Source organism: Thalassobacillus sp. C254 (assembly GCF_001310615.1).
In genome coordinates, this window is the sequence record NZ_BAXQ01000009.1 from 35839 (window position 1) to 52412 (window position 16574).

Consider the following 16574-nt stretch of genomic DNA (forward strand, 5'->3'; position numbering starts at 1 on the left):
AATATAAAAGAAAAAGGAGGATGCAGCATGCAATACCAAGGCGGTAATTATGACGTCATCGTCATCGGAGCGGGGCATGCCGGCGTTGAAGCCGGGCTTGCTGCTGCCCGTATGGGAGCGAACACTCTCGTACTCACTTTAAACTTGGATTCTGTTGCGTTTATGCCATGTAACCCTTCTGTAGGTGGTCCGGCTAAAGGAATTGTAGTCAGGGAAATTGATGCCTTGGGCGGGGAAATGGCACGAAACATTGACAAAACCCATATTCAAATGAGGATGCTTAATACAAGAAAAGGTCCAGCGGTGCGTGCACTTCGAGCTCAAGCTGACAAATTTTTGTACCAGCATGAAATGAAAAAAACGATGGAGGAAGAAGAGAATTTAATCCTTCGTCAAGGCATGGTGGAAGAATTAATTGTAGAAGACGGTGTTTGTAAAGGGGTTATCACTAATACGGGTGCTGCTTACTACGGTACATCAGTCGTTGTGACTACAGGCACGTATTTACGGGGGAAGATCATTCTTGGGGAACTCTCTTATGAGAGCGGCCCGAATAACATGCAGCCATCGGTTAACCTTTCTCATAACTTAAAGGATTTAGGCTTTGACATGGTTCGTTTTAAAACCGGGACTCCACCGAGAGTCAATGGAAATACCATAGACTATGATAAGACCGAGATTCAGCCAGGCGATGAAGAGCCACGGGCTTTTTCCTATGAAACAACAAAGTATATTACCGATCAGCTTCCATGCTGGCTCACGTATACAGGTGAAGAAACTCATCAAATGATTAATGACAACCTGGGTCGTTCTCCTATGTACTCAGGAATGATTGAAGGTACAGGACCAAGGTATTGTCCATCCATTGAAGACAAGATTGTCCGCTTTAACGATAAACCGAGACACCAGATCTTTTTAGAGCCAGAAGGCCGTAATACGACAGAAGTGTATGTACAAGGACTATCTACAAGCCTTCCGGAAGACGTTCAGTTTAAGATGCTGAAAACCATTCCAGGACTTGAAAACGTCCGGATGATGAGACCTGCTACGCCATTGAATATGATGCCATTGTTCCCACACAGCTTTGGCCGACACTGGAGACAAAGCGTATTGAAGGCCTGTTTACGGCAGGACAGATCAATGGAACCTCAGGCTATGAGGAAGCTGCAGGACAAGGGTTGATGGCAGGCATTAACGCTGCGAGAAAAGCTCAAGGAAAAGACGGACTCATCCTTGATCGTTCCGATGCTTATATCGGGGTATTAATTGATGATCTTGTGACAAAAGGAACAAATGAACCGTACCGTTTATTAACTTCAAGAGCCGAATACCGACTTATTCTGCGCCATGACAATGCGGATCTGCGCCTTACGGAAACCGGTCACGATATTGGCCTGATTTCGGAAGAACGCTTTGAAAGGTTTACACGGAAAAAGGAACAAATTGCTGCTGAAAAGGCTCGGTTAGAAAAAGTGATTATTAAGCCGACGGAAGACGTCCAGCGCATGCTTGAAGAAAAAGAAGGAACGCCTATGAAAGAAGCCGTTTCTGCTTCTCATTTACTCAAGCGTCCAGAGCTTGGGTACCAGGATGTTGCTCAATTTTCTCCTGCCGAAGCTGCGGTGACACCGGATGTTGCCGAGCAGGTGGAAATCCAAATAAAATATGAAGGCTATATTGCAAAACAGCTTGAACAAATAGAAAAGATGAAGAAAATGGAAGAGAAAAAGATACCAGAAAACCTCGATTACTCAGCGATTTCAGGGCTTGCCACGGAAGCCAGACAAAAGCTGAGTGAAGTAAGGCCCTTATCTGTTGGGCAGGCTTCCAGAGTAGCTGGGGTGAATCCTTCTGACATTTCGATTTTGTTAGTGTATTTAGAGCAAGGAAAGCTGGCAAGAGTAAAAGAAGCTTAATGAAGGTAAACAGGCTCCCTCTGTAATAGACGGGGGCCTGTCATTTACATAATTACCTACAGAAAAGGTGGAGCAGACACATGAGCAGACAATTTTTTACAACTTGGCTTGAAAAAGAAGGCCTCTCTTTATCAAAACATCAGCTCAAGCAGTTTGATGAGTACTTTCATCTCCTTGTGGAATGGAACAAAAAAATGAATTTAACAGGCATTACCGAAGAAGATGAAGTGTATGAAAAGCATTTTTATGACTCACTAACGGTCGCTTTTTTTCATGATTTCACGAAAGTGAAGAAAGTGATAGATATTGGTGCTGGTGCTGGTTTTCCGAGCCTTCCGTTAAAAATTGCTTATCCCCATCTTGAAGTGGTGATCGTAGATTCTTTAAAAAAGAGAATTACGTTTTTAGAGCACGTTGCAGAACATATTGGCATAGATAAGGTCCAATTCATGCATGGCAGAGCGGAGGAGCTTGCTAGAAAAAAAGAACTTCGGGAGCAGTTTGATGTGGCTTTGGCAAGAGCAGTAGCCCGAATGCCGGTCCTTACAGAATTATGCCTGCCATTTGTGCAAAAAAATGGCTCTTTTCTTGCGATGAAGGGTGCAAGCGGGCTGGAAGAAAAAGAAGAGGCAGGAAAAGCAATTTCCCAGCTGGGAGGGAAATGGGGCGAGGCTTACTCATTAAAGCTTCCAGGAGAAGAAAGTGAGCGTTCTATTTTAAAAGTCGAAAAAGTTAAGGAAACGCCTAAAGCCTATCCTAGAAAGCCTGGAACACCTGCAAAGCAGCCGATAGTATAATTTGTTCCTCTGGACAAAGTCCCTGTTCATGATACAATTGACGCATATTATTCCCGTTTTCTCCATACGCAAAACTATCATTCTGAATAAAGTGTCAGCATTCTTTTAAAAATATGTTTCAGCAAGGAAGGATTCTCTCTTTTTTTGAAGAAAGTAAATAGATTGTAGCTCCAATAAGGTGGTGTCAGGCAATGAAGCAATCGCTTCAACGGTTGTTTGGCCTCGGCGATCAGCATGAAGGCAAAGAAGAAAATGAAATAGAAAGCTTGGAAGAGATCCAGCAGGAAGAAGTGAAAAATCTTCCAGTAGAGGACATTATACCTAACCCTTATCAACCCCGGACTGTATTCCAGGATGAAAAAATAAAAGAATTGGCTCAGACCATCCGGACTCACGGAGTCTTACAGCCAATCGTTGTAAGGGTGAGAAATGGCCGCTTTGAACTCATTGCAGGTGAACGCCGTCTCCGGGCTGTTAAAAGCTTAGGCTGGGATGAAATCCCGGCTTTAATTAAGGATTATAATGATGCTCAAACGGCCTCGTTAGCGTTAATTGAGAACCTTCAAAGAGAAGGCCTGACAGCGATTGAGGAAGCCTTGGCTTATGATAAGCTCTTACAAATCCATAATTTAACTCAGGAAAGTCTTGCCCAGCGTTTAGGAAAAGGCCAATCAACTGTTGCGAATAAGCTTCGTCTGCTTCACCTTCCTGAGTCTGTTCAAGATGCATTAATGAACAGGCTCATTACTGAACGGCATGCAAGAGCCCTCCTTGCTTTAAAAGATGAAGAAAAACAATCAAAGCTTCTTTCAGAAATCTTAGAAAAAGAGCTGAATGTAAAGCAGACGGAAGAACGTATCAAAAAGATGCTGGAGGAAGTACCAAAGAAAAAGGCCAAACGAAAGCATTACCCTAAAGATATGAGATTGGCTATGAATACGATCCGTCAATCCGTCGACATGGTAGAAAAAAGCGGCTTGCACATAGATACAGATGAAGAGGAAAATGAAGACTTCTACCAATTCACCATTCGTATTCCTAAAAAATAATCTATCATGGAGACATGGTAGATTTTTTCTGGAAAGCTTTGAAGACTGTTCTCAGAGAGAATGACACGAAAATGAAAACAAAATTTCCCGGGAAACATGATAAAATAAAACCAGTATTTTTCAATGTTGCTTTTGATAGAAAGAAGTCAGGGGAGAGAAAGTTGGTGAGCCTGTGGCAAAGGTGATTTCGGTTGCTAACCAGAAAGGCGGAGTGGGGAAAACCACGACTGCTGTGAACTTAAGTGCCTGTCTAGCTTACATAGGAAAAAAAGTTCTTCTCATAGATATAGATCCACAAGGAAATGCAACAAGCGGGGCTGGCATAGGTAAAGGCGATGTAGACGAGTGTGTATATAATCTACTGGTGGAAGACATGGATATTAGAGAGGTGATTCGTCCTTCTTCAGTTGAAAACCTTGACGTCGTTCCTGCAACGATTCAATTATCAGGAGCAGAGATTGAGCTTGTACCGACAATCTCAAGAGAAATCCGCTTAAAAAAGGCTCTTTCTGACGTGCAGAGTGAGTATGATTACATGATTATAGACTGTCCCCCATCTTTAGGTTGTTAACCTTAAATGCCTTAACAGCCTCGGATTCAGTTCTGATCCCCGTGCAATGTGAGTATTATGCGTTAGAAGGCTTAAGCCAGCTATTAAACACGATCAGGCTAGTTCAAAAACATTTAAATACAGATTTAATGATTCAAGGGGTTTTACTTACTATGCTTGATGCCAGGACAAACCTGGGCCTGCAAGTCATCGAAGAAGTAAAGAAGTATTTCAGGGAAAAAGTATTCCAAGCCATTGTTCCTCGTAACGTCAGGCTGGGGGAAGCACCCAGCCATGGAAAGCCCATTATCATCTATGATGCGAAATCCAGAGGGGCGGAAGTGTATTTAGAATTAGCAAAGGAAGTGGTTTCCGTTGGGTAAAGGGCTTGGAAAAGGATTGAGTGCATTTTTTCCAGAAGAACTCACTAGTCAGGAAGATGGAGTTCAAGAAGTAAGAGTAAAGGATTTGCGCCCAAATCCTTATCAGCCTAGGAAAGTCTTTTCTAAGGAGGCAATTGAAGAGCTAAGAATTTCAATTGAAAGAAACGGGATCCTTCAGCCTTTGATTGTCAGAAAGAGCATTAAAGGGTACGAAATTGTCGTAGGTGAAAGACGTTTTCGGGCGGCACAAGCAGCCAATCTGGATACAGTGCCTGCTATCGTCAAGGACCTGTCAGATGAAAAAATGATGGAAATAGCTCTTATTGAAAATTTACAGCGGGAAAATTTAAACCCTCTTGAAGAGGCATACGCTTATGAAAAGCTAATGAATTACCTTGAGGTGACTCAAGAGCAGCTTTCGAAGCGTCTGGGCAAAAGCAGGCCTCATATTGCAAATCACCTTCGTCTTCTCCAGCTCCCGGCTAAGGTTCAGCAAATGATAGGAGAGAAAGAACTATCTATGGGACATGGACGGACTCTGCTTGGTCTCAAGGAAGAAAAAGAGATAACAAAGGCAGCGGAAAAAGTATTAAAGGACAAGTTAAGCGTCCGGCAGACAGAGGAGCTTGTACAGCGAATCAATGAAGATGTTTCACGTGGAACGAAGAAAAAGAATGAAGGTAAGCCCTCGGTCTTTATAAAAGCAAAGGAAGAGGAACTTCGTACTTATTTTGGCACCTCGGTTTCGATTAAAAAAGGTAAAAAAAGAGGGAAAATTGAAATTGAATTTTTCTCTGAAGATGACCTTGAAAGGATCCTTCAATTAATGGAGAGTGAGGAAGCTTAATAAAAAGCCTTTACGGTCTCGAAGCCATCAGCATGATGGCTTCTTCTTTGTAGAAAACTGTTTACAGGAGAACCATCTCCGGTATCGCCAAAGAATGAGGAGGAAATATCTATGATTTATTTAGACCATGCCGCTTCTTCCTACCCAAAACCTGAGATGGTAGCGAAAGAAATGGCTTCAGCTGTAATGGATTACGGAGCCAATCCAGGCAGAAGTGGTCACGAGTTGTCTAGGAAAGCTGCAGAAAAAATTTCAGACACGAGGAAGCTGTTGGCACGTATGTTTGAGGCACCATCGGCTGAATATGTTATTTTCACCCAGGGGGCTACCATGTCTTTAAATATGGCCATAAAAGGGCTGAGCTGGGAGCATGGAGATCATGTGATCAGTACGGCTTTTGAACACAATGCTGTTCGAAGGCCCCTTGAGTTTTTAAAAAGAGAGTATGGAGTAAAGATTACTTACATTGAAGCTGATTTAAACGGAAAGATGTCTGTTTCTGCCCTGGAGGACAGCATAACGGAGAACACCAAAGCTATTGTAACGACCCATGGGTCAAATGTGACTGGAACAATAGTGGATTTGAGTAACATAGATACGCTGGTCAAAGAAAAAAACCTAACATGGATAGTGGATGCTTCTCAAACAGCCGGAGTTATTCCTCTTTCAATGAAGAAGCTTTCCATTGATTTAGCAGCGATCCCTGCTCACAAAGGACTCCTTGGCCCGCAGGGGGTAGGAGCCCTGTTGCTCAGTAAAAAAGTACAAATTGATCCGCTGATTCACGGAGGAACAGGATCGTTTTCATCAGAGGAGGACATGCCTGACAAGCTGCCTTTTACTTATGAGGGAGGCACTTTAAATACACCGGGTATTGCCGGGTGGCATGAAGGGTTAAAGGAAGTTGAGAGGCTGGGAGAAAAAGCAATATATGAGCATGAGAAATCCTTGGCAGAGTTTGTATTACAGGAGCTGAAAAAAATGCCTGAATACAAAGCATTTGGACCGGGGCAAGGGAGGGAGCGGCTTGGGGTGCTTTCTTTTCTCCTTGATGGAGTTGATTCTCAGGAAATTGCAGCTGTGCTCGATTCTCATTACAACATTGCTGTACGTGGCGGTGTTCACTGCAGTCCTCTCCTTCATCAGCAGCTGGAAACTGCAGACTGCGGCTTAATTCGCGTCAGCTTTGGTCCTTATAATACAAAAAAAGAAGCAGAGGAATTACTTGCTGCATTAGAAGAAATAAGAGATGGATTTTTACTGTAACCAGATTGTGCATCTTTATTAGGAGTTAAAGCAATGATTCTACTAGGTACTATTGTAAATGGATTAGCTATTATTATTGGCTCTTTGCTGGGACTGTGTTTTAAACGGATTCCTGAACGAGTGAAAACAACGATCATGCAGGCCATCGCCTTGGCAGTGATGGTATTGGGAATTCAAATGGGGATGCAAAGCGAACATTTTTTAATTGTAATTGGAAGCCTGGTGATCGGAGGCTGGATTGGAGAAAGACTACAGATAGAGGATCACCTTAATCACTTGGGACAATGGCTGGAGCGAAAGACCGGTGCAAAAGACGGAGAAGGACAAATCGCAAAGGCCTTTGTTACCACGACCCTTATCTATGTAGTAGGAGCCATGGCTGTATTAGGAGCACTCGACAGCGGCTTAAGAAACGACCACAGCGTATTGTATACAAAAGCTCTCTTAGACGGTTTTTCAGCTTTGTTATTTACCACCACTTTAGGCATTGGAGTTATTTTTTCCTTTGTTCCGGTTGTCCTTTATCAAGGAAGTATTGCTCTGCTTGCCGGACAAATTGATCGTCTGCTGCCCAGTGAGCTGTTGGACATGTTTATTGTAGAAATGACTGCCACAGGTGGAGTTATGATTCTTGCCATTGGCTTAAAACTTGCGGGAATCCTTGATATGAGGATTGCCAACCTCCTTCCTGCCATTCTTGTAACGGGCGGGTTAGTCTCCATTGTGTATTATGTTGATCTTCTCTTTTAGAAAGTGGCTCTGTAAAAAGGGAAAGACAGAAATCCTGCTCACCACCATCCCAGGAGGCAGAGGATATGCTGAGGACAATGGAAAAGCATCGTGAATGGGAGGAAAGGAGCCTGAACAGTATCGCTCTTGTGTTTTAAAAGCAAAGGGTGTTTGCTGGCGCGCGGGGCCTTCGTGAATGGCTAAAGAGTGAAAACCCGAACCATTTATTACAGTGGTTCGGGTTTTCTTTGAATCTTTGGCTCCTGCCTCTTATCTTTTTTATGATTTTCTAATAGGCTGTACTTCCAGGGACGGGGAAGGAAAGAAGCTCTTTGTAGTTTTTGTGGGAGCAGGAGCTGGTTCAACAGTACGATCACGCAGACGCAGGTCCGTTTTACGCAAACTTTCGGCAATATGTTCGGCCATGGACATTACCGTGTGGAGTCTTGTATTTTGCAGAACAAAATATTCCATCATTCCGCTGACATTTACAATGGCGGTAATGTGCATGTCACCCACAGCAGGGAGCTTCTTTTTCATAGCAGAACCAGGATGAACAGGACCTTCCGCAACATTTATTTTCCCCACATTTTTCATGCGGCCCAAGCAGGCATCCACAGCAATAATAAAAGGTGAATCGTGGGTAACAGCTATTTGTTCAAGCACACTCTCAAGGTTAAGAGCGTGTACCGGGTCAGCCAGTGTACCGTACACATGAAGCCGCTGGCGTCTTTTCTTAGAAAGTAATGTTCCCGCTAGAGGCCAAGAGAGTCGCCGGTAGATCGGTCTGTGCCGATGCAGACAATCACAATGTCTCTGTGCGCCGGAACCTCTTTTAACTGAGAGGTTAAGCTTCGAGTCAGCTGTTCTACCGCTTGCTCATCATCAATATGGACTTGAAAGGAATAGGGTGGCTGGCCAAAACGAATTTTTTTACCAATCATATTTGTCTCTCCTTTGTCATACTAGTCCCATTATAGGGACGCTTTCTTATTTCTATACTCAGCGAGAAAGTAAAAGTCTGATTTAGGGAGCGATATATGGTAAGTGGCGGACTAAAATGGATGTGCTTAATTATTGGTACGATGATCGGCGCAGGATATGCATCAGGACGAGAATTATGGGAATTTTTCGGCCATGAAAGCGGACTGGCTATTCTTTTATTTACAGTCATGTTTAGTGCTAGCTGTCTCATTATCCTTCACATTAGTTATCAAAGCGGGTCCTCTGATTATGTTGGTGTGCTGCACAAGTTAATGGGCCGGAAAGTAACGGTTTTGTACGATGGATTGATTATCATGTACCTGTTTACAACGAGCGGAGTAATGGTTGCCGGCGGCGGAGCCACAATGCAAACCTTCCAAATTCCTTACTGGGTGGGCGTACTTATTATCAGCAGTTTTCTAGTATTATTGTTTGTATGGGACGTAAATGGGTTAACAAGCGTAAATTCGTTGATAATTCCCATCTTGATTACCAGCCTTCTTTTTACGTTAGTGGTCTTTCAATGGGAAAGCGGGAATGCTTTGTTTTTTGAAGAACCAGGCCAAAGAAACTGGCCTGCAGCCTTTACCTTTACAGCGTTAAATATTCTTCCCTTAGTTGCTGTGCTTTCAGCTGTAGGCAACAAAATAAAGCATGAAGGAGAAATCTGGATAGCGAGCATAGGAAGCGGCCTTATACTTGGGGGTCTCTCCTTCCTTTATAATCAATCATTAATTGTAGTTGCCAGCGACATTATGCTTTACGAAATTCCTCTTTTTGCCATATTAAATGCGTACCCGTACGGCATGCTGCTGTTTATGGCTTTTCTTCTTTGGATGGCCATCTTTACTACAGCAGCGAGTGGCATATTCGGGTTAGTGAGCCGTGTGAAAAGCTGGCTTCCATGGCCGGCCTGGGTGCTGTCGATTATGTTTCTTTTGTTGATGATTCCGATGACGAGCATTGGGTTTTCTAATCTTGTAGCGTTCCTATATCCTTTATATGGGTTACTCAATTTATATTTGCTGGGAGCTGTCCTTCTTTACCCTTTTTTACAAGGCAAGAACAATCTGTAGGCGAAACAGACTGAGTGACAAAAGGTACTTGTTATCTATCTAATCTATTTCCCGGGTAATAGGAGGAAAAAACCACCAAAGGGCATGAGAGAGGTGTAAAGCATAAGGGTAGGGCTATTTGCTTTTTTTACAAGGTATGAAAGTCGCTATCTTTGTAAATCAGGTGTAAACTAATAGGAAAAGCAAATATGAAACTGTGTAGTAAGAAGGTAGAAAGAGGTGAATCAGTTGGCGGATCAGCCTTTTCAATTAAACGATGTAGTGGAAATGAAGAAACCTCATCCATGCGGAGAAAACAAGTGGAAAATTATCCGTATGGGAGCCGATATCCGGATTAAATGTCAGGGGTGTGGGCATAGTGTTATGCTGCCAAGAAGAGAGTTCAGAAAAAAAATCAAAAAAATAATCGAACGGGCTGAAACTCAAGAGTAGTATTCAGGACTCTGGGTGATAACGGGCTTTAATAGAGCAGGGTCTGTTTTAAAAGGAAATCTAAAACAAGATGGTAACAAAGCCGAAAAATAACAAAACGCTTCCGATGCCAAAAAAGAGGGTCGGAAGCGTTTTGTTTGATTTCTTTAGTGTGTAAAAATTAATACTCCCTTTTCTTAATAATCCTGATACGCATGAGGAAAAGCGGGTGCTGAGGCAGAAGTGCTACGTGCGTTCAATCTTCACACCAAACGTATTTATTGTTGTCTATGTCTCAGACAGCGCTTCAGCTTCCTCGCAAGCAAAAATCGCTGACGGCGGGATCATCAGGTAGAAACCTCTTTATGTAAAAAAATCATCCTTTTGCGATGACTGGCAACTCCACCTTGTTTTTTACCCTTGATCTCTCTATAATTGTAAAGGTGAAAATACTGGATTTACAAAAGGTTAAGACCTTTTTGTCAAATATATTTACGGCTTTACGCTCTCAGTAATTTGAAATGAGGGCCATATTTTTATGAGAAAAAAGGAAGTGACGTTTCATGGCATTGACAACAGGGATAGTAGGTCTTCCAAATGTAGGGAAGTCCACTTTATTTAATGCTATTACCCAGGCAGGAGCAGAATCAGCAAACTACCCGTTTTGTACCATTGACCCAAATGTGGGGATCGTAGAGGTCCCTGACGAGCGACTTCAAAAGCTGACTGAGCTTGTGAAACCAAAAAAGACTGTTCCGACAGCTTTTGAATTTACGGATATTGCAGGCATTGTAGAAGGTGCCAGTAAAGGTGAGGGACTGGGAAATCAGTTCTTATCTCATATCCGCCAAGTGGATGCTATTTCGCACGTTGTCCGCTGCTTTGAAGATGGTGATATCACTCATGTTTCCGGGAGAGTAGATCCAATCAGTGATATCGAGGTCATTAACCTTGAGTTAATTTTAGCGGACCTTGAGTCAGTAGAAAAACGACTCACAAAAGTGGCAAAGCAGGCCAAGTCAAAAGATAAAGAAGCGATGGCTGAGTATAGTGTCCTATTGAAGCTTAAGGAAGTGTTTGAACAAGAGATGCCGGCACGCAGCCTCGAGCTTACAGAAGAGGAAGAAAAGCTCGTTCACGGTTTTCATCTTCTGACGAAAAAGCCGGTTCTTTATGTCGCTAATGTAAGTGAAGAAGATCTTCTAAGCGAAGAGGATAACGAACATTTACAAAAGGTGAAGGAATTTGCAGCCAAAGAAAACTCTGAAGTAATTACTGTTTGTGCAAAGATAGAATCTGAGATTGCTGAGCTGGACGGAGAAGAAAAGGAAGAATTTCTTCAGGAACTTGGGATTTCAGAGTCCGGCCTCGACAAACTCATTAAAGCAGCTTATCAGCTTCTTGGCTTGGAAACCTATTTCACGGCAGGAGAGCAGGAAGTACGAGCATGGACGATCCGTAAAGGCACAAAGGCTCCTCAGGCAGCCGGAGTGATTCATACAGACTTTGAGCGGGGCTTTATCAGGGCAGAAGTAGTTTCTTATGATGACCTGGTAGAAAGAGGCTCCATGGCAGCCGCCAAGGAGGCCGGAAAAGTAAGGCTTGAGGGCAAAGAATATATTGTTAAAGACGGTGACGTCATTCATTTCCGTTTTAACGTCTAAGGGATATTGCCAAAGGTGAAAGACTCTGCTATAATTGCTAATTGCGAGTGAAAACGATTTGTCCGTTTTTTCTCCTTGCTCCTATACGGAGCCGTAAGACCAGAAGGAGGTGACGCATTATGCGCAAATACGAAGTTCTTTATATCATTGCTCCAGATCTTGATGAAAACGGAACAAAGGAAACAATTGACCGTTACAGCAACGTTCTTACCAACAATGGAGCAGAGATTGAGAAAGTAGACGAGATGGGAAAACGCCGTCTTGCTTACGAGATCAATGATTATCGCGATGGTTATTATGTAGTGGTATACGCTAACTCTAACACTGAAGCGATTAATGAATTTGATCGTCTTGTAAAGATGGATGACAAGATTCTCCGTCACTTAGTAGTTAAAGACGAAGATTAATGAATGGAACCGGGAGGGGATTCGATGATCAATCGTGTAGTGTTGGTCGGGCGTCTCACCCGTGACCCTGAATTGAGATATACACCAAACGGCGTAGCAGTGACCAATTTTGGCATTGCTGTAAATCGACCGTTTACAAATCAGCAGGGAGAGCGGGATGCTGATTTCTTCAATTGTGTAACGTGGAGAAAACAAGCAGAAAACGTCGCCAACTACTTAAAAAAAGGAAGTATGGTCGGCATTGATGGTCGTTTGCAAAGCAGAAGCTTTGAAAACAATGAAGGTCGTCGTGTAAACGTGGTAGAAGTACAAGCAGAGAATGTGCAATTTTTAGAGCCTAAGAATGCTTCCGGAGGAGCACGTGACGATTTTCGAGGCGGACAACAAGGGTCGTATGGCGCGGCTCAAGGTGGTTATGGCAGCCAAGGAAAACAAGGCTCTTCGAACCTTGATGAAGATCCGTTTGCTAGTGATGGAAAGCCCATCGATATTTCTGATGATGATTTACCGTTCTAGTAACCCTCCCACCACGAGATAAAGAATAGTATATATAAATAAAACCTAAATTAAAGGAGGCGAAATACATGGCACGTCGCAGAGGTAAGCGTAGAAAAGTGTGTTACTTCACGGTGAACAAAATCGAAAAAATCGACTACAAAGATGTTGATCTTTTGAAGAAGTTCATCTCTGAAAGAGGGAAAATTCTTCCTCGTCGAGTAACTGGAACTTGCGCGAAGTATCAACGCCAACTGACTAAAGCAATCAAACGCTCTCGTCAAGTTGCATTGCTACCATACGCAAAAGAGCAATAATATTAGTGGAAAGCATAACAGGTTTACGTCTGTTATGCTTTTTTTGTTCTTTTGTCAGCAGTGTGTAAGAGAGCAGTGCCTCGTTCCTATTTACCTCCTGTTCCTGTAGCCGTACATAAACGGTATATTGCACAGTTGTCTTCGTGGTAAAGGTCCAGGCACTGGCTCTCCCTTTACTTGTTCCCTTTCTTTTTTGGTTGGAATGGGATAAAATAGACAAATGAATTTACCACTATCTCACACACTATTCAACAGTAATGATAATGAACAAAGTATAGTTGTAGAACATAATGAGGTGAAACCATGCAGAGAACAAAGGCTCTGACAGAAGGGGCTTTACTTACAGGACTTTTTATTGTTCTTATGCTGATGGCCCTTTGGGTGCCGGTTATTAATATGATTGTTTTATGGTTTCTTCCCCTGCCCTTTATCGTGTACGTAGTTAGACATGGAGTAGGAGCAGGACTGGTAATGTGGGGAGTAGCTTTCTTATTATCTTTCATCATTTCTGGATTGTTTGGTTTTCCTTTCACTTTTTTCTTTGGTGCAGGCGGGATCATAGTAGGGGAAATGATACGCAGGAAAAAAGAGGCGCTGGCTGTGTTAGTAGGTGGAAGTCTTGCTTATATTTTTGGTTTGCTGCTTCTTTACATCGGAAGCATTGTCCTTTTTGATATAAACGTAGTACAAACCTCCCAGGAAATGATGAGGCAGTCTATGGAAACTGCTGAAAATATGCTGGGTGGGTTGGGGCAGGAAACGGACGAAGAAGCAATGGCAGTCTGGAGAGAGGCACTTGATCAGCTCCAGTATCTGATACCGGTTATATTGATTCTAACTGGCATCACGTTCGCTCTTGTTACCCAGTTGATTGCACATGTGATTTTAAGAAGGCTGAGAGAACCAGTTGAACCTTTTCCTCCTTTTCGAGAGGTGAATTTCCCTCGCTCGCTCCTTTGGTATTATCTGGTAGCGGCTGTGCTGGTAATTGTTGGACTTGAAGAAGGCACATCCATGTATATTGTCGTTGCTAACATATTTCCTATTCTTGAGCTGGCCATGACAATTCAAGGAATAACTGTGATGTTTACTTATACACATGCTAAATCAATGTCTAAGGCTTTACCAATTCTTTTAGTGATCGTGGGAATCTTCCTGCCTTTTATCCTTTATCTCATTCGAATCTTAGGTATAATTGATTTAGGATTTAACTTGAAAAAAAGGATTGAAACTGACAAGAAGTAGGGGTTGACTTTATGCCTAAGTTCTTGATGAAACGGTGGCACGGCTATCATATTATTGCACTGTTTACGGTAGCCACAGTGTTTATAGGGCTGCTTACCCTTTACCAGTGGGAGCTTGGTTTGCTGGGCTTTTTTCTTCTGGGTCTTTTGCTGTTTTTCACGGTACAAGCGCGAAAAAGCTTTTGAAAAAGATCTGGAAGAATACATTTCTACATTGAGCCACAGAGTAAACAAAGCTGGTGAAGAAGCTGTCACAGAAATGCCTATAGGTATGGTGTTATATAATCCGGATTATGCCATTCAGTGGTTAAATCCCTATATGATGTCTTATTTTCCAAATGAATTTCTCGGGGAATCTTTAGATGAGATTTCAGATGAGCTCATTCCCTTAATAAAAAAGAAAGAAAGTGAAAAACAAATCCATATAGGCACCAGGCATTATCATGTGTACTCGCGACCCGAGGAACGTCTCCTCTACTTCTTTGATATGACTGAAACAGTAAGGACAAGAAGTTTATACAGCGAGGAACAAACCGTCATTGGGCTAATATATCTTGATAACTATGATGAGGTAACCCAGGGAATGGAAGATCAAATCCGCAGCAAATTAATGAGTCAGGTGACGTCTTCTTTGAATAGCTGGGCCAACCGCCATGAAATTTTATTAAGAAGCACTTCTTCTGATCGGTATATCGCGGTATTTAATCAGCGGGCGCTTCATGAAGTGGAAGAGACACGCTTTGATATATTAGATGAGGTCAGAGAGCTTACAGGGAAGGAAAAAGTCTCTATTACGTTAAGTATTGGAATTGGTACAGGGGAATCTTCTCTTCGTGAAATCGGAGCACTTGCCCAATCCAGTTTAGACCTGGCCTTAGGACGAGGCGGCGACCAAGTGGCGATCAAAGAACAAAACGGGAAGGTACGGTTTTACGGCGGAAAATCCAATGCGATGGAAAAGCGTACTCGTGTCAGAGCCCGGGTTATCTCTCATGCGCTAAGAGATTTTGTTCTTGAGAGTGATCAAATTATTATTATGGGACATAAAAATCCGGACATGGATGCGATTGGTGCGGCGATTGGTGTCTTGAAAATCGCAGAAGTCAACGATAAGGATGCCTATATTGTAATTGATCCTTCGGATATTAATCCTGACGTCCAAAAACTCATGGAGGAAGTAGGAAAGCATGAGGATTTATGGGCTCATTTTATTACTCCTGAGGAAGCAATGAATGAGCTTTCTCGCCATACCCTGGTCGTTGTCGTGGATACCCACAAGCCATCTATGGTCATTGAACCGAGAATTGTCGAAGCAGTTGAAAGAGTCGTGGTTCTTGACCATCATAGAAGAGGGGAAGAGTTTATAAAGGACCCTGTTCTTGTGTATATGGAGCCATACGCTTCCTCTACCTCAGAACTCGTCACGGAGCTTCTTGAATACCAGCCAAATAAGCTGGAAATGGATACCTTGGAAGCAACTTCTCTGCTGGCAGGAATTATTGTCGATACAAAAAGCTTTGCAATCAGGACTGGGTCAAGGACTTTCGATGCAGCATCTTTCTTGAAAGCAAACGGGGCGGATACGACACTTGTTCAGCAGCTTTTAAAGGAAGATATAGATAAATATGTGAAGCGCTCTAAGCTTATTGAACAGGCATATATTTACCGGGAGGGTCTGGCCATTGCCAAGTCATCTGAAGAAGATACCTTTGGTCAGATTTTAATTGCACAGGCTGCAGATACACTTCTAACTATGAATAATGTTCGAGCGTCCTTTGTCATTTCTAAGCGGGAGGATGAGAGAGTCAGTATAAGTGCCCGCTCCTTAGGTGATGTCAATGTTCAGGTGATCATGGAAGCAATGGGCGGAGGCGGTCATCTGACCAATGCCGCAACACAGCTTGAAGAAGTGACTCTTGAAGAAGCAAGAGAAGCGCTTGAACTTGCAATAGATGAATTTTTAGAAGGGGGAACACAAACATGAAGGTGATTTTTCAACAAGAAGTCAAAGGGAAAGGTAAAAAAGGGGAAGTGAAAAATGTTTCTGAAGGATATGCAAGGAACTACTTATTTCCCAACAACCTGGCTGTAGAAGCAACAAAAGGAAACATGAAAAACCTTGAAGCAAAAAAGCAAAGTGATAATAAAAAAGCAGAAGAAGAACTAGAGAAAGCAAAAGAATTCAAGGAAAAGCTGGAAGCAGCCAAAGTGGAAGTTAAAGCAAAAGCCGGGGAAGGCGGCCGTCTCTTTGGAGCGGTATCCACTAAGCAAATTGCTGAAAAGCTAAAGGATATGAATTTAAAAGTAGAAAAGAAAAAGATTCAGCTTGATGAACCTATTCGCAGCCTTGGTGTGACAAAAGTGCCCGTTAAGGTTCATCCAAAAGTAACTGCAACTGTAAATATTCACGTCGTAGAAGAATAAAAAGAAATGGCTGAT

The 16574-nt window shown here is 42.7% G+C and carries 14 protein-coding genes and 4 pseudogenes; 17 read left to right on the forward strand and 1 reads right to left on the reverse strand.

The window, feature by feature from the left end:
• Positions 1-27: 27 nt before the first annotated feature.
• The 8 genes and pseudogenes from mnmG (at position 28) to JCM19033_RS10310 (ending at position 7558) form a co-directional block, all read left to right on the forward strand.
• Positions 28-1916 (forward strand): annotated as a pseudogene (mnmG, locus tag JCM19033_RS10280) (tRNA uridine-5-carboxymethylaminomethyl(34) synthesis enzyme MnmG).
• An 80-nt stretch (positions 1917-1996) separates the two neighbouring features.
• A complete protein-coding gene (gene rsmG / locus JCM19033_RS10285) occupies positions 1997-2713 on the forward strand; it encodes a 16S rRNA (guanine(527)-N(7))-methyltransferase RsmG (RefSeq protein WP_054636248.1) in 717 nt (238 codons plus the stop codon).
• 191 nt (positions 2714-2904) lie between these two features.
• Positions 2905-3762: a nucleoid occlusion protein gene (gene noc / locus JCM19033_RS10290; protein ID WP_054636249.1), complete on the forward strand. Its 858-nt coding sequence runs from the start codon at positions 2905-2907 to the stop codon at positions 3760-3762.
• Positions 3763-3994: 232 nt separating this feature from the next.
• A pseudogene (locus tag JCM19033_RS25615) lies at positions 3995-4407 on the forward strand (AAA family ATPase); the annotation flags it as partial.
• A gap of 54 nt (positions 4408-4461) precedes the next feature.
• Positions 4462-4695: a ParA family protein gene (locus JCM19033_RS25620; RefSeq protein ID WP_269758136.1), complete on the forward strand. Its 234-nt coding sequence runs from the start codon at positions 4462-4464 to the stop codon at positions 4693-4695.
• Entirely contained in the window at positions 4688-5542 is an 855-nt protein-coding gene (locus tag JCM19033_RS10300; protein ID WP_054636250.1) for a ParB/RepB/Spo0J family partition protein, read from the forward strand. The genes JCM19033_RS25620 and JCM19033_RS10300 overlap by 8 nt, the downstream gene beginning before the upstream one ends.
• Positions 5543-5653: 111 nt before the next feature.
• Entirely contained in the window at positions 5654-6808 is a 1155-nt protein-coding gene (locus tag JCM19033_RS10305; RefSeq protein ID WP_054636251.1) for an aminotransferase class V-fold PLP-dependent enzyme, read from the forward strand.
• A 33-nt stretch (positions 6809-6841) separates the two neighbouring features.
• Positions 6842-7558: a DUF554 domain-containing protein gene (locus JCM19033_RS10310; protein ID WP_054636252.1), complete on the forward strand. Its 717-nt coding sequence runs from the start codon at positions 6842-6844 to the stop codon at positions 7556-7558.
• Between the two features lie 258 nt (positions 7559-7816).
• Here JCM19033_RS10310 and yyaC read toward each other — a convergent pair.
• A pseudogene (yyaC, locus tag JCM19033_RS10315) lies at positions 7817-8481 on the reverse strand (spore protease YyaC).
• Between the two features lie 96 nt (positions 8482-8577).
• Here yyaC and JCM19033_RS10320 point away from each other — a divergent pair.
• From JCM19033_RS10320 to rplI, 9 genes and pseudogenes are all read left to right on the forward strand, one after another.
• On the forward strand, positions 8578-9597 hold the full coding sequence (locus JCM19033_RS10320; protein WP_054636253.1) for a hypothetical protein: 1020 nt from the start codon (positions 8578-8580) through the stop codon (positions 9595-9597).
• A 228-nt stretch (positions 9598-9825) separates the two neighbouring features.
• Entirely contained in the window at positions 9826-10029 is a 204-nt protein-coding gene (locus tag JCM19033_RS10325) for a DUF951 domain-containing protein (protein WP_054636254.1), read from the forward strand.
• 542 nt (positions 10030-10571) lie between these two features.
• A complete protein-coding gene (gene ychF, locus JCM19033_RS10330) occupies positions 10572-11672 on the forward strand; it encodes a redox-regulated ATPase YchF (RefSeq protein WP_054636255.1) in 1101 nt (366 codons plus the stop codon).
• A gap of 119 nt (positions 11673-11791) precedes the next feature.
• Entirely contained in the window at positions 11792-12079 is a 288-nt protein-coding gene (gene rpsF, locus JCM19033_RS10335) for a 30S ribosomal protein S6 (RefSeq protein WP_054636256.1), read from the forward strand.
• A gap of 24 nt (positions 12080-12103) precedes the next feature.
• A complete protein-coding gene (gene ssb, locus JCM19033_RS10340) occupies positions 12104-12595 on the forward strand; it encodes a single-stranded DNA-binding protein (protein WP_054636257.1) in 492 nt (163 codons plus the stop codon).
• Positions 12596-12663: 68 nt separating this feature from the next.
• Positions 12664-12891 (forward strand): 30S ribosomal protein S18, encoded by a 228-nt coding sequence (gene rpsR / locus JCM19033_RS10345; RefSeq protein WP_054636258.1) that lies wholly within the window; start codon positions 12664-12666, stop codon positions 12889-12891.
• 303 nt (positions 12892-13194) lie between these two features.
• Positions 13195-14136, forward strand: a complete 942-nt coding sequence (locus JCM19033_RS10350) for a YybS family protein (protein WP_054636259.1) — start codon at positions 13195-13197, stop codon at positions 14134-14136.
• An 11-nt stretch (positions 14137-14147) separates the two neighbouring features.
• Positions 14148-16119, forward strand: a pseudogene (locus tag JCM19033_RS10355) (DHH family phosphoesterase).
• The gene (gene rplI, locus JCM19033_RS10360) at positions 16116-16559 is read left to right on the forward strand and encodes a 50S ribosomal protein L9 (protein ID WP_054636260.1); all 444 of its coding nucleotides are present in this window, start codon (positions 16116-16118) and stop codon (positions 16557-16559) included. Before JCM19033_RS10355 ends, rplI begins: the two are co-directional and overlap by 4 nt.
• The last annotated feature ends 15 nt before the right edge of the window (positions 16560-16574 follow it).